The sequence below is a fragment of the Pseudobutyrivibrio ruminis genome (genome assembly GCF_015057245.1).
GTDB lineage: Bacteria > Bacillota > Clostridia > Lachnospirales > Lachnospiraceae > Pseudobutyrivibrio > Pseudobutyrivibrio ruminis_E.
Genome location: NZ_SVET01000002.1, coordinates 316,308 through 331,931 on the forward strand (window position 1 = coordinate 316,308; position 15,624 = coordinate 331,931).

Annotated in this window: 7 protein-coding genes; all 7 read right to left on the bottom strand. The window is 39.7% G+C overall.

The features are described 5' to 3' along the window. Positions 1-141: 141 nt before the first annotated feature. Entirely contained in the window at positions 142-10,761 is a 10,620-nt protein-coding gene (locus tag E7274_RS03460; protein ID WP_304173744.1) for an Ig-like domain-containing protein, read from the bottom strand. A gap of 173 nt (positions 10,762-10,934) precedes the next feature. Beyond that, on the bottom strand, positions 10,935-11,546 hold the full coding sequence (locus E7274_RS03465) for a Fic/DOC family protein (RefSeq protein WP_090482291.1): 612 nt from the start codon (positions 11,544-11,546) through the stop codon (positions 10,935-10,937). A 4-nt stretch (positions 11,547-11,550) separates the two neighbouring features. Further along, positions 11,551-11,715: an antitoxin VbhA family protein gene (locus tag E7274_RS03470; RefSeq protein ID WP_304173746.1), complete on the bottom strand. Its 165-nt coding sequence runs from the start codon at positions 11,713-11,715 to the stop codon at positions 11,551-11,553. 122 nt (positions 11,716-11,837) lie between these two features. After that, entirely contained in the window at positions 11,838-13,097 is a 1,260-nt protein-coding gene (locus tag E7274_RS03475) for an MFS transporter (RefSeq protein WP_304173748.1), read from the bottom strand. A gap of 156 nt (positions 13,098-13,253) precedes the next feature. Further along, positions 13,254-13,826 (bottom strand): winged helix-turn-helix domain-containing protein, encoded by a 573-nt coding sequence (locus E7274_RS03480; RefSeq protein WP_304173750.1) that lies wholly within the window; start codon positions 13,824-13,826, stop codon positions 13,254-13,256. A 152-nt stretch (positions 13,827-13,978) separates the two neighbouring features. Beyond that, complete coding sequence (locus tag E7274_RS03485; protein WP_304173752.1) at positions 13,979-14,764, bottom strand: hypothetical protein; 786 nt, start codon at positions 14,762-14,764, stop codon at positions 13,979-13,981. A 376-nt stretch (positions 14,765-15,140) separates the two neighbouring features. Next, positions 15,141-15,305, bottom strand: coding sequence for a hypothetical protein (locus E7274_RS03490; protein WP_304173754.1), 165 nt, complete (start codon positions 15,303-15,305; stop codon positions 15,141-15,143). Positions 15,306-15,624: the final 319 nt, after the last annotated feature.

Genomic DNA, 15,624 nt, shown 5'->3' on the forward strand with positions numbered 1-15,624 from the left:
ATATCGTTCTTCCTATTGCACATGATACTACAATATATTGTATCAAATTCAATAGGAACACACAATTAATTGATTAAAATTTTTTCCGCAATATTCAAAAAGGCCCTAGGACATACTGCCCTAGAGCCTTCCTTTTACAGTTTATTTAATTGTTACTGGTACGTGGTCTGATTCTGTAACTTGAGTTAAAGTTCCGTTAACTACTGCCCATCCTTTGATGTAGTAATAGTATTCCTGACCACTTGTAAGTTTTGTATTTGTGTATGAACCTGTTGTTGCAGGAATGATTGCAACCAACTTTCCATCACTTGTAGAATCATCTGCTCTGTAAATATAGTAAATAATTACATTGCCTGATGTGCTCCAACTTACGGTAGCTTTTCCTGCTGCATTACTTGCAACAGTAATGTCTGTTACCGCAATACCAGTTACTGCAGTAGTAGATTCTGCATCACTTTCTAATACAGTTGAACCATTAACTGCATACGCAATCGCTTCAATCTTGTAGTTTGTGCTACTGCTAAGATTTTCGAATGTGTATGTAGATGTCTTTCCTTCTACAGCTGTTTCTCTAGCAATTGCATATTCACCGTCTGAGTTCATCTTGTAAAGCTTCAACTTTGTTCCGCTTGAGAAGATATCGCGAACCCACTCTACTGTAATTGTATCGCTTGTCACATCTGTGACTGTAAGGTTTGCTACATTCTGTAGCTTGATTGTATATTCCTTATCTACCGTACCTGTAATCTCATCAGATGTACCAGTGAATGTAATCTTGCCGTCACCATATACGTAATTACCATAATCTACAGAGTAATCACCAGTAGATGTGGTCTCATCATATTCAGTCAAATCTCTGTAAATCTGAGTATCACCTGTCTGAAGATTTGTTGACTCAATGTAGATAGTAAATGGTGGTTCAACAGCTCGTCCTGTGTATCTTGGATACTCACGTGAAAGTACTATTGTACAATCTGCAATTGGACGTGATGTGATTTTATATGTAGCCTCCACAGTACCTTCATGGCTTCCTACTGTATAAGGTATTGAAGCCGTGATTGTTCCAAGGCTTGTAAGGTCTGTTGTTTCTACACCTGATCTTGAGTATGTAATAGTACCAAGTGTAGCTGTTGAAATACTTAACTTAAAGTCTGGCTCAATTGGATAACCTGTGTATTCATATGATGACTCATAATTTGTTGCTGTTACACTCTCTTCATCATATTCAACACTATAGTCCAGCTTGAGTGTTCCAGTCCAATATGCACTTCCTAGACCCGTATACTCAACCCAACCATCTGTTAAATATCCATCATCAGAATCATAATCAGTTGCCGTATATTGAGTTCCATATGTTAGTACAAAATCTTCTTCTTGATCATTTTGCGCTGGAAGTACCAAATAAATCGCTGGACTACCTGTGGTGATATTTGTTCCACTATACTGCTGTACTGGAGTGCCAGCCACAAAATCACCATCGCTGTCATAATAATATGGTTTAGTTTCACTTAAATCGCCCCATATATAGAAGTTTAGACTTTGTGTACCTGAATAGTTATTTATACCTGTTACCGTTACTGAGGCTACACCTGGTTCAATATTGTTTGTATAGGCTACCTCATAGTCCGTGCCCTCTGTAAGGTATCTTGAACTATTCTTTACAGCTACTTCTGGTTTAATTTCATTTCCAGCATCATACTGATATGCATCGCCATCAAGGCCATTTACAAATTCTACAGTGAAGCCACTATCTTCATCAATATCCCCGTGTACTATTATGTACTTTATATGGAATAGGTAATTGTCACTACCTGTAGCATAATAGTTACCACTTGTTGAAAAGTCTGTAGCACTTGAAGCTGCAAAACCAATTGCATAGTCACTCAATGTTGCATTTAATTCACTTCCTGAATAAGTAAATGTAGATACTGTATCTGAATTTGTTGCCTTAAATATCAAATCATCACTGCTAATTTGTTTTGATGTAGTACCTGATGTTCCAAGTGTATTATCCTTTACGGTCACAGTAGGAACAATTGCCTCACCATCATAAACAGCATAGAAGTAATTAACGTAATTTGCCGCATCTGTTTCAGATACTCCTGCGGTCTGCAGATATGTATATGCATCAGTCGCATTCTTTATTCTTGATAATCCACTGCTTACCGTAAATGTAAGCTCTCCTCCAGTTGTCTGAAGTGGATTTTCATTAGTAAATGTATACGCATCTGCAGTTATCTGCTTTCGATTGATACTATACATCTGGGATTTTGTGCCACAGTAATCACCCATACCAGTGATTACAATGTTTTTATATCCTGCATTTATTGATGAATCTTCGTCACCGTCTGCATCTGTATAGCTAACAGTGAAGGATGTATCCTGCACAAGCTTTGTTCTTGTTGTGCCATTCAGCAAATATACCTTAACGGTAGGCTTTTGTGCTACACCATTATATGTATACTGATGTCTTGCCGCATATGTTGTTGGGTTATCATATGCAGAATCATAATCAAGCTCTGTAGTTCCAAATGTATATGTAATTTCAAGATCTACTGTGTTAAGGTTTTTACCAATGTTAAATGGCAATGTAATGCTTCCAGTGTAATCGCCTTGACCAGTAATAACAATGTATGGTGAGTCCTCTGTTACTGTAGCATGAAGTCCGCCATTTGAATCTGTTGTATAAGTCTTACTCCATTCAGCAGTTGCCGCCGCTGAGTTATTGTATGCTGTGACTGTGAAATCATCTGAATCAAGTCTGTACCCATCTGTGCTACTTGTGTCCGTGCTCGTTCTACCTGAATCATAAATTACTACATTTGGTACGTTTTCTGTAGTTGTTCCCACCGATGTAACATCTGATACATAAATTGTTAAGCATTCTGCTGCCCCACTTGAATCTGAACCAACAGCTTTAAATCTTGTGTTTGTTGAATCGTATGTCCACGTTCCCTTCCAGCCTGTAGTAGTTCCATCATCATAATAGTAATGGAAGTTGTCCTCAAGAGAACGTCCTGTAATTGTAAAGTATGTTTCAAGGCTACCTGTACAACTGTTTTTACCTGTAAGGGTAATTGTGTATGTACCCTGCTCGGTGATTGTTGTGCCGTATGTTGTTCCATCCTTTTTAACAGATATCTCGTAATCATAAAGGCTATCCGCATCAAGAGATGAGTATGCACCCTTCTGAGTCAAATATACTGGCTGATTTGTCTTACCTGTTGTTGTACTTGTATATGTCTGGCCAGATTTAATCTTTACAACATCTGCTACATTTATTGCACTTCCAGTAAACTCTGCTGTCTGCTGAGCAATCTCAACTTCATTTCCACTTAAATTCAGCTGATTAATTGTAAATGTACCAGACTTCTGTGTTCCGGTCTTGATATTGCCTGAATCTCCAGCAGTAATTGTAAGTGTTGGAGGCGCCGTTGTATCGGTGCTCTTTGCTGCTTTTGTATTATTGCTCCAAGCATATACCTTATAATCACCTGTTAAGGAATCTGTCTGCTCCTGAAGCTTATTCTTAATATTATTAGTTGTATCCACGTAATATACTGAATAGCTTGGTGTAAGCTTGACTAAGCCGTCAGCAACTGTACTTGGATCATTATAGTAACCAGCATATGTTGCATCATCGATTTCAAGCTTTACATAAGAGCTTGAAAGGTCAAGTTGTTCAATTGTGAAAGTGTTATTGCTTGGCGCAAACTCATCACATTCATAAGAACCAATACCAATAATCTGGAAGTATCCTGTTCCAGCCTTATCATTATCGTAATACTTAACCGTAAAATCAGTTCCCTCTGTAAGAGTCTTTGTTGTGCCTGAAACTGTTATGCTAGCCTTTACTATTGGCTCAATTTCACCACCATTGTAAGTACAAGGATCAGTTGAATAAAGCACGCTTGAGTCGTATGGATTGTACAATGTAAATGTTGCTGTATCTAATCCAACACTTGTTACCTTGAAGGTTGCCGATTTACTACCGTAAACAAGCTCAGTATCTTTTGCTGTTGCTTTGACTGTGTAACTACCAATCTTTGTAACAGATGTAGGTGTCAAAGTAACATAGCTTGTGATAGATGAACCGTAGTCATAAATGCTTTCTCCGGCTGCAGTAACCTTTGTGTTCTGTGCTATTGAATACTCACTTCCTGTATAAGATATAGAAGTAATTGCCTTTGTGCCATCATTTGGATTATAGAATGTTATAACTGTGTCATCTGATGACAAATTGTATTTTACGTAAAAGCTTAGCTTTGTCCCTGTACTTGATGTACTGATAAAGTAATCACTTTCACTTGTACCACTTATTACAAGGTAATAGAAACCTGCTTCTTTTACTGTTGTCACTGTTGTTGTAGAAGTATCAGCTGCATGTTCTTTATAGGCGTAGGTTACAACATAATCTCCAGTGGCTTCCTGACTACTTCCGGTACCCACATCACCCTTTACCGCATTAGAATCTATGCCGCTTAAGTATTGCAGTACATTTATTGAGCTACCTGTATAGTCAAAGGTAGTTGCAGAAAGCGCAATAGTTCCATCATTAGCTAGTGTAGACAAATCTGCTAAGAAGCATATTGTATCTCCATCTGCATCTGTAACGTTTGTGGCGCTTCCTGTACACATGTACTGGCCTGTTACTGTAATGTTTGTATCTGGGCCAGGGTTACCAGCGTTTCCTCTAGTAATTGTATAGTTATTGTATGTATTTCCATTGTATGTAAATGACGAATCTAATGTTTCATCATATGTGCTGGCATTTGGCGAACCAAGTGTCTTGTATGTGATTACAGGCACGATAGAGCTTTCATTAGCCAACGATGGCTTCTCATCTGCAAAGTATACATGTGACATTCCATTTGCTGATAAATCAAGCACTACATTAAATGGTACCATGCAATATCCACTATATGTTCCAAGTCCTTTTACGAAGACATAGTTTGTCTGGTAAGAAGGAAGGGATGTAGTAACAATAAGGCTTGTATAGCTTGAATTAAACTGGTCATTTATGGCATCAAGCTCAGAAGTGTCTGTTACTAAGGCATAATCTGTTCCCCTAGTAAGCTCAACTCCCGCTTTGTTCTTAAGTGTAAGAGATGATGCCTTAATGCTGCTTATAGTGAGCGTCTGAGCAGTATATGTTACATCATTAACCGTTCCTACAAAATCTTCAATAGAATTACTTAATATCTTATATTTAATAGTTATTGTCTGAGCAACATAGTTGGAGCCTATGATATTTATTACAATTTCTTTTTCTCCAACTGTTACAGCGTCAGTAGGATATGTGATTGTATAATCTGTACCCTTTGTAAGGGCTGTGGTTCCATTTGTTGCTGTGATTGAGATATCTGGTAAAACATCACTACCTGTGTAGTAATACTCTGCATAGTATTCCTGAGTCGAATCAGATAAATCATACTCGTAAGTATAAGGTGTTGTTGCACTTTCATCTGTAGGCTTTGATGTAGTAGCAATCACCTCTTTTTCAGAATTATAAGTTCTTGATACTGTTACGTAACCAGCTTGAATTGTATATCCAAGAGTTTGTGTGCCGGTATAGTTACCCATGCCAGTTGCAGTCTTGGTTACGTTGTCACCAACCTTTGAACCGATGTTAGTATCTACTTCAACATCAGTGCCAACTGTCAGCTCAAGGGAATAGCCATCTTGCGCTGCGGTTTTCTTTGTTCCTGCAATTTCATACTTGTAAGTAAATATAAATGAAGGTTCTACAGTTATATCACTTCCTGTGTAATATGCAGTGCTTGAACCTGCTGTTGTCATTCTTGCATCAGTTGTTTCTATTGACTGTGGGTTAATTCGGTAGTAGATAGTTGCTGCACCGAAATAACCTGCTGTTGGTTTACCTGTTGCTTTATAAGTGATGATGTTGTAGCTATCTGTTGTACTATTAGCTGGTCTTGCATCATAAAGGTTATCTCCTGTCAAACTTAAGCTACTTACAGGATCTGCTACCGTATAATTTGTACTATCAATTGTTGTTCCAGCTGCTGTTGCAAGGCTGACTGTTGGAGCCTTACTGTTTCTCCAGTAAATATCAAATGGATCATCTAGTGTAGAATTGTTAGTTTCCTGTGTAATCCATCTTTCTTCGTTTGTTGTTGCTGTGTAGTAGTAGCTTGAAATTGTTACTAATGCTTGGCTTAAATCAGTACCGACATCATATGTCACAACAACTGTTCCTGTATAATTTCCTGTACCTTTTATTACAAGATACTTTGTGCCTGCAACTGTTGTAATATCTGTTCCAGTATCAGTTGAAGAATCATAGCTGTCATAATACTCTACAGTATAGTCTGTCGAAACAGTAAGCGCTGATTTGTAAGTTACTACTGGACTTGGTTTTACTGTAGAAGTACTACTCCAGTCATAACTAGAATCTATTCCACTTACCATATCCTCAGTGATTTCTCTTGGCTGGATATTGAAATATACAATCGCATTGTTTCCAGCATAAGAATCTAAACCTGTAATTTTCAAATATGGTGAGCTTGAAGTGTAGTCTGTACTAGTATTTGCTGCCTTTGCATTTTTATACGAAGCAGCATAGTCCGTATTTCTAGTCAATAAAGTACCGTCAGAACCATATACTGCTACGCTTCCGCTGTAATTGCTACCTGTATAATATGTCACTAATGAAGAACATTTATAGTATCTTGTATAGCCTGTTACATTACCTGATGAATCTGTTTCTTCCTCAACGCTAACGTACTCGGCTGCATTTGTTCCTCCAATGTATATTGCAGAATATGCATCTTTATTACTGCTTATTGTAAATGTAATAACAGCACTGCCTGTTAGATTGTTTTTACCTGTAACTGTTATTGTTGCTGTACCCGGAGATATATTATCCGTATATGCAACTGTAAAGTTTGTGCTTGTTAGTGACTGCGTTGTACTATCGTACTTAAAAGTTTCTGTAAATGTTGAACCAATAGTTACTTTTACAGATGGTGTATGTGCACTTCCTGTATAAGCAAAAGCTTCTGTTGCTGCGAGTGCTGCAGTTGCAGTTCCTCCGTCTGATAAGCTCGCTGCAGTTATTGAATATGTATAAGTTCCACTTAAAGTACCAGTATAATTGCCTAAACCTGTAATAGTAGGGCTAACTGTTCCAACATTAATATAATCGTCACCATAATTAATCTCGAAATCAGTTCCTTCGATCAAATATGTGCTTCCATATTTAATAGTTAAATCTGCGTTTGTTGTTGTAGTTGTTGACCATGTTGTTGGCACACCATTTGATAAAGCAGTTGCAACCTTTGCTGTGGATGCATCTGTTGCTGTACTCCAGGTTAATGCTGCACCTGTAAAAGTTTTCTCTGATGCATTTGTTCCAAAGGAAACAGTGATTGCTGAATTATTAAGTGGTCTTGATTCAACCTTATAGGTTGCCACAACTGGATCATATATTGAGTAATCAGTTGTTCCATTGTTTAATCCTGTTACAACTATGTACTTGGTTCCCACTTTTTCTGTAAGTGTAGTTCCAGTTCCAGCTGTGGAATCGTAAGAATCATATACTGTATATGTATAATCTGTTCCATAAGTTAAAGCACCATTAAGCCTTACACTTATAGTCGGTATAGATGTTGATCCATCATAATATTTACTGTATCCAGTTACATAACTATTGCTGTACGTTCCATCATAATATGTTCCAGAATCAGAGATTCTAACAACCAAATCTAATTCATAATTAGGCACGATATAGTAAGCACTTGTATTGTAAGTGCTTGAATCAAAGTTTGTACCTGCACCGGTTATTTTTACCCTTGGTGAATCAGAAGTGTTAATATGATCACCCTGATATGTCACATTATAGTCTGATGTGCTTACCTCTACACCTGTACTTGTTGCAGATTCATAACCCAAATATGCAACAAAATCTGTACCTGCCACAGGCTCTATTGCGCTTCCTGTATGAGCAAATTCATTACCATTTGGCCATACAATTGTTACATCTGTCATTGATGCCTGCTGAATAGTAAATGTTGTAAAAATGCTACCTGTATATCCTGAATCAGAATTCATTGTGAATACAATAGCTTTCTTTCCAGCTGTTGTAGCACTTACTGCCGCACCTTTTGCAGCATAATCAGTCGCAGAATATCCTGATACATAATCGTATATTGCATAAGTAGCGCTTGATGCAGTAACCACTCCAGTGACTTCTGCATTATTTGAATTATAGAATGTAACTTCGCTCCATCCTGCATCAGTTACTTCAGTAAGAGTATATGCTGTGCCTGTATAATAGCAGTCTAGCAATCTAGAATTACTACTTAAACTTACAGTCAGAGCATTTGATATGTCTGTATCTGAAGATGATACTGTAACAGTTCCTGTGAAGTTACCGCTACATGAGCTGTCGTCCGCATTAATTACTATTGAGCTTGTAACTCCAGTCAAATTAGATACTGTAGCTGTAAAATCTGTATTAAACACAGGTGTAACAGCCAGCGCTGAATTGCTGTTTACATTTGTTACACTAGTTACACTTCCCGATGTTACTTTATAGTTTGCGGCTGCAAATGCATTGTTTCCATCTGTACTACTTGTAGTTGTTATATCTATAGGATTAATTGTAAAGGTTCGTGTATATGTATATGCCGCATCCACCGTTGGATAGTATTTAACAACAACAGTTGCTGTTCCTGCATTTTTATTATTAGAGCAAGACGAAGTCATATATGGATATGCCGCAGATGTAGTACCTACAGAAGTTCCACTGGCAGAATATAATACTACGCTCGGTGTAATAGCGCTTCCTGTATAAGAAGTACTATATGCTGAAGCTCCTTCTAATGTTGATACACCACCAATATACACATCAACTACATTAACAGTTATCTCCTTCGAGTTACCGTTATAGGTTGCAGTAATTGTCACAGTACCCGCTGATACAGCCTTTAAAGTAGCAGTCATTGTTCCCTTTGATGTGACTGTTGCTATTGATGTATCGCTAGACGTCCATGTGATTGATCGTTCAATGGATGAATCTGAAAGTACAGCTGTTAATGTATCAGTATTTCCAACAGCATAATGGTAAACATCATCGTTATCAGGTGTTGATGTTGTAGTTATCGATGCAACTTCATAACTATCACTAATAGTGTCAGTTAACTCTAATGAAGCTTGGCAACCCAAATCACTATTTGCTGATGTTGATAAATAAAATGCATCGTTATAAGTTCCACTACAATTCCAGCTTGTAGATGAGTTTCCTTTAATATAAGTCTGAGAAGACAAGCTATTTTCGTATGTTGAACCATAACACAAATTAACTGCTGTGCTTGAGCTAACAACTATCGCATAGCTGTTTCCTTTTGTTACATAACTATTTCCACTTACACTCTCAGTTAAATCAATTTCTATTGTGTAATAGCCTGTTCCGTCTGGTGTCAAATCCTGACTACCTGTTGCAACCTTTGTTCCTGATGTAGGAAGGGATGTTGAAGATAAATTCTTGTAAGCTGTAGCTGTGAAGCTATACGTTTCACTAGCATCTGATACATATATTACAAATGTTGCCTTTAATGGTTTTGTATATGTTGTATCAGATGTGGCTGTTGTAACTGCCGCAAAGTTTTGCCAATCCTCTAATTCAATATATGAAACATCCGATATCGTACCAACTACATAAGTCGAGAAATGCTCAGCATCAAAGCTAACATCCTCACCTGCTACATCAGTTGGGATTTCTGTTACTGTTTCCTGGTCGTCCTCGATGCGGTATGCAACGATTTCTTCGTCTGGAGTATCGGCAAGCTCTGAGACACCTTCGAATGTGACTGATACTGAGTTGCCATCATCCTTTGGTTGATACTTGTCTCCACGACGGTCGTAGATTGTGATATCGAAGGCCTCGTATGCCTCGAATGTACCTTCATCTATGGTCTCATTTACAATATCATTTACTCTTGTGAGCGATTTGGTGTAGATAGTAACCTTTGACTTTCTTGGCATTTCGCCGGCTACAGTTACCTTTACACCGTGGATTGTCTTTGAGTATTCCTGATACTCAAGTGTCATATCCTCGTATCCGCAGAGTTCACAAACCCAATCTTCGTCGAATTGGCAGTCCTCTACTTCTTCAACTCCGCACTTTGCGCAGCGCTTTGTATGTGTTCCGTCATCGTTTGAAGTGTACTCCCACTCATGGTCGCACTCTTCCTCTTCTGCTGGCTGCTCATAACCGCAGTGGACGCAGATTCCGTCTTCTCCGAATTCGCAGTCTTCTGTCTCACCCTTCTCTTCGCACTTTGTACAAACCCAAGTGTGTGTTCCATCATCGTTAGACACAGCTTTCCAATCGTGCTCGCACTCTTCTTCTGCGTCCTCCTCTGGAACCTCTTCCTCTGGGACAATCTCTTCCGTTTCATTTATATTTTGGGAATCGTCTATATTTATTTCTTCAGGATTCGTCACATCTTCCGTGACTTCTGGGTCAGTTACTTCTGGGTCAGTTACTTCCGGTTCTGTCTCAACCGGTTCTGTCACTTCTTCCGTTACCTCTGGCTCAGGCGTAGTGGTATCCGCAGTTTCTCCTTCCGTAGTTTCTACGTCGGATGCCGCCCCGTCGTCTGTGATGGTTTCCGTTACTATATCCACATCGCTATCTGCCAGTGATGAGAAATCATCTCCCATCATGGTTGTAAGTAGCAACATGGCTAGCAAGAATGCCATCATCCTTTTCAAGATATTCATGCTGTTGTTCATAGGCCAATTCCCCTTTTCTCGTGCTTTTTGCACGCAAAAATAGACGTAAATATAGTTTTACGATTTCATTATCGGCACTTCTTATTATTAACTTTAGCCTGTTTCCGGAAAAAATATGTTAATTTAATGTGAAAAAAGCGCCCAAAATGGACGCTTTCACGGAATGTTTAGAATTATATTTCCACCAGGCATTTATACAAAAGCTCCTCGAATGGACCGTAGTTCAGGACGGAGCTTTCTTTGCTGGCCAGAATCATGTCATTTTTAGTTGTTTTAGAAAAATCAATATCGAAATGGTTGCTGTTTTTGCAGATGTATTCGATGAATACGCGCTGAGCGCGGCCGTTTCCCTCGCGGAAAGGATGAATCATGTTTATCTCGCCAATCAGATAGGCCAGCTTCTTCGCCATCACTTCTTTATCATCTATATCTTTCAGGTAATTATTGGCAATAATCCAATCGTGAACCTTTTTAAATTCTATTTCTATGAATTGTGTCAGGCAAAAGATCGTGCCCTTTGAAATATCTACGGTGCGAATCTTGCCAGCCCACTCGTAAATATCCTGGAACAAGTACCTGTGAATGGCACAAAGATGTTGCAAAGAAAAATCTCCAGGAATTGGGCGCTGGCTGATTTCAAAGTACCGCGCGGAGCTAAGCTCCTGTTCTGCTTTGAAGAGCTGCTCCTTGTCGTGTATATCAAGTTTGTTTTTGAGAATGTGAGTGTGGGGATAACAATACTGACCGTTATCCTCGTACTCATAGCGGTAATATTCATCCATCATAGGCTTATCCTACTGAAACATACCTAGATGTGATTTCGCGGATCACATCCTCCACATCAATCTCTTTTTCAATGATCATTCTCCCACGTTCAAGCTCCTGCGGTGTGAGTATCATGTCCTCCATTGCAAACGAGGCAGAGACGCTAGCTATCTTCTCATCTGTAGACATTAATCTCTCCTTATTTATCGGATTAAAAACCATATTTTTCACCTATTATTCCGAAACGACTGTTAATTGGTGGTTAATCTATGGCTCTATTATATCACATTCTTTAATTGTTTTGTTATGGTTTATAACTGACTGTTTGGGCAGCCTTTTTCGGTTTGTGGCCTGGTTTTGGTGACGAAATCGAGGAAAATCGACAGGGCGAGGGCTATCACACAGATAACTATGGTGAAAATCCAGGCGTTTCTATCGTCGTTCGCATCCACATATCTACCTGAGTACCACATGACATAACCGCTAGCCAAGGCTCCGAGGAAGCTTATACAACCAAATGCTCGGCCCCTGTACTCTGGTCCCACTGATTGAACAATATATGGTGAGAAGCAAAGCATTGTAAGGATTTCTCCCACAATGAAGATTGCTATGGCGATATAGTAGGCTGGAATGTGACCAAGACTCACTAAAAACACGCCAAAACTGATGATTTGGGCTGCCACGCCGGCGGTGAGCTTCCATTGGTTGCTTCTTGATTCAACTATTTGAGTTATTATTGGTGTCAGGATGACTACCAGGAAGCAGCTTACGCTCATTACTGTGCCGTATATGGTAGCTCCCATATCTCCGTGATACTTGGCAAAGTCGATTGGCATCAGATACGAGAACTGGCTGTAACCACCTTCGTACAATGCGAAGGCCAGCATGAAAAGGATTACAGGCTTGTTTGTTTTTATGAGCATGCTGATGAAACCTCTGGCTGCTGGATTTGCCTGGGTTGTTGGAGTTACCTGGGTTGCTGGTGCTATTAAGTCTTCCGGCTGATGCACTTTGGCCTGCTCTTGGCTACTCTTTTCATCTACAAACAAAATGATCAGCACTGTAGACATGGCAATTGTAACCGCGTCAATAATGAAGCACAGCCACAGGTAATTGTTGAACAGAAAGCCTCCGATGATTGGAGCCAGAATGAAGCCCACGTTTGCGCCCATGTACTGGATGGAAAAGGCTTTATCCTCCTTGCCCGGTGGGGTAACAAGGGCCACCAGCGCACTATAGGCTGGACCTTCGATTGTCTGGAAAAAGCTCGCCATCATTATCATGATGAAGGATGCAAAGTTGAAGTCCTTTACTCCGCAGATAAGATAAATAGTTATGGACACCAAGTCGCAGGCGATTATCATGGCCTTCTTGCTGATTCTATCTGCCAGCTGGCCACCGATAAGATTTGCTGGCAGGTTGATTAAGCCCGCAAGCATTATCCATAAGGCTGTCTTAGATGCAGACAGCCCAAACTTCTGGTTCAATATCAGCGTAAGCATCGGCATAATCATGGCACCCATGTTTGTGACCATTCTTCCGATAGCTAATGCATAATTTGCCCTCGTCAATCCTTTGTACTGTGTTAAAATTTTCATGTCTCTACCTCGTTGTGTGTGCTGTTTACAGTTCTGGTTTTGTTAGTTATCTGTTCCGGGATTGTTCCTATTATGTTCCTTGGGTGATACTTTTTTGTTCGGGGAACGTTCTGGTTTTGCTACAGAGTTTTACTTCTTGTCTACTGGGTAGGCCAGGAGTGTTGTGCTCCATGGCTTAGTATTTGGTTGTTTATCGGCGTGGGCCGCTAGGAAATCAATTATATAGTTCTTCAGCTCTGCGGCATCTTCGTCTGTAAGGAATGCTACTGAACTTATCACATCTCCCGTGACCGGTGCAGGCACGTCTGTGTTTTTCTCACCTCTAGCCCAAAGATTTCTCTTATATTCTAAAAACCCCTGCCAGTTTTCATTCATCATGTAGTTTAGGAACACTTCCTGCTCATTTACTACGCTATCATCCTGCTGTTCATTAGTTTTCAGGGAGATGTTCACATCCTCCAGCGCATAGTACTTGGCCGTGATTCCATTTATTTTCTTCGTGTGATCAAGCCTCAGTACCCCCAGGATTTCCAGCTTTTTGATGTGGGCTGTGGCCGCCGATGGTGATATCCCAAGCTCATTTGACAACTGCTTTGGCGTCATCGCCTCCCCGCTAACCTGCATCAAACGAATCAACCTCTGGCGCTGTGGGTTCATATAAATTTTGTTCTTTTCTGGTGTATCCAAGATTATCTCTTTCATAGTTATCCCCCTGTGTTATCTATCTTTATAATTCTCCGTATTGTTGATTCAATAGTTGTATTAACTTTATATTTACTTGATTCTTTCCCGCTTTGATTATCACAAATTATACGTTACATTTTATGTAACGTCAATTATTTTTTTCTATTTGATTACACTAACTTCTCTTTAATTTTCTGCTCAATTTGTTTGATATCCAGCGAAGAGAACTCTGTCTCCATAGAAATCAATAGATTCTCTCCTGCAACAACTCCATTTTTCTCATACATGTTAATCTTCTCCAGATTCTTGCTGGCATAGTCATCTTCTGCAGCCAGACCCAAGTGCTCCCAGTAATATGTCTTCCTCTCCTTTGTATTAAGCAACACAAAGTCGGGATACACTGTCCTTCCCGATTTAAGCTTAAGTGCCGGCTCGTACTGATATGGCACATTGTGCTTGTAAAACATATCCGCCAAAATCTTCTCCGACTTTGACCTTACATACTCGCCCTTGTCAGTTATATATTTCCCCTTTTCAGGGAATGGATTCTGATTTCCTGGATTCTGCTGGTACCACTGCTGGATGAACTCTGCATCCGGCTTGATTAGCGGCTCTATCAAAATCTGCTTCGCGTGGCTTCGATTCTCGTATACTTTATTTATTGCCTCTGGGCTATAGTTTCCTAAAAACTGCTCCAATGTATCTATTTGCTCAGTTATTGCGCTTTTTAGATCACGATAGTACTCCTGCTGCGCCATATTCTTGATAATATCCAAATCACTTTTCTTTACATAAGTGCGTCTTCCATCTGAATGGTATATGTAGTACTGGTAGCCACTATTTCGCTTGGAAAAGCTAATTGTTTGGCCATCTATATTCATATTCTTATTTTCAAGTTTCTCAATTTGATTTAATACTCTCTTTAATTCCGTTAACTCTTCATAAAACTTTTTCATACTCTGTAACTCCTTCTTAAACTTCATGTAAATATAGCTCTTCTTCTGTTATAGAGCCTTATTGTTTCTTCTCAGACACGTAGATTCCGGCTTCCTCTATTTCTTCGTGTCTTAAGACCTCTTCCTAGACACGTAGATTCCAGCTTTCTCTATTTCTTCGTGTCTTCTGGTCTCTTCCCGGACACGTAAATTTCCTCTTTCCTCATTTCTTCGTGTCTTCTGGCCTCTTCTCTGACACGTAAATTCTTACTTTCTCATTTTCTTCGTGTCTTCTGCGCGCTCTGCTGACACGTAAATTCCCTCTTTCCTCATTTCTTCGTGTCTTTTGGTCTCTTCCCAGACACGTAGATTCCAGCTTTCTCTATTTCTTCGTGTCTTAAGATCTCTTCTCAGACACGTAGATTCCAGCTTCCTCTATTTCTTCGTGTCTTCCGGCCTCCTCTCTGACACGTAAATTCCCGCTTTCCTCATTTCTTCGTGTCTTCCAAGCTTTCCTCTGACACGTAAATCTCAGCTTTTCCGACTTCTTCGTGTCTTCCATGTCCTTCTCTGACACGTAAATCCCATCTATCCTTCTATTTTCGTGTCTGTCGCCCCTCTCCGGGCACCAATGCACCAAATAATTAGGCTCTTCCAGGTAACAGCCCCTCACTTAACAGCAAAATCTATGCCTATTCTTCCTTCTCAACATGGCTCGCCCCCAAAAACAGGGCTATTATATCTATTCAAACCTTCTCAGCTTGAATTAACCATCTTAGCCCTGCGCAGCCAAAATACCAACAGGCGCACGAAAAGCCCATTCCCTCAGGCCTCCGCTTGGTGCGGGCGGCCTGAGAGTATATCCACGATGATTTAATTCA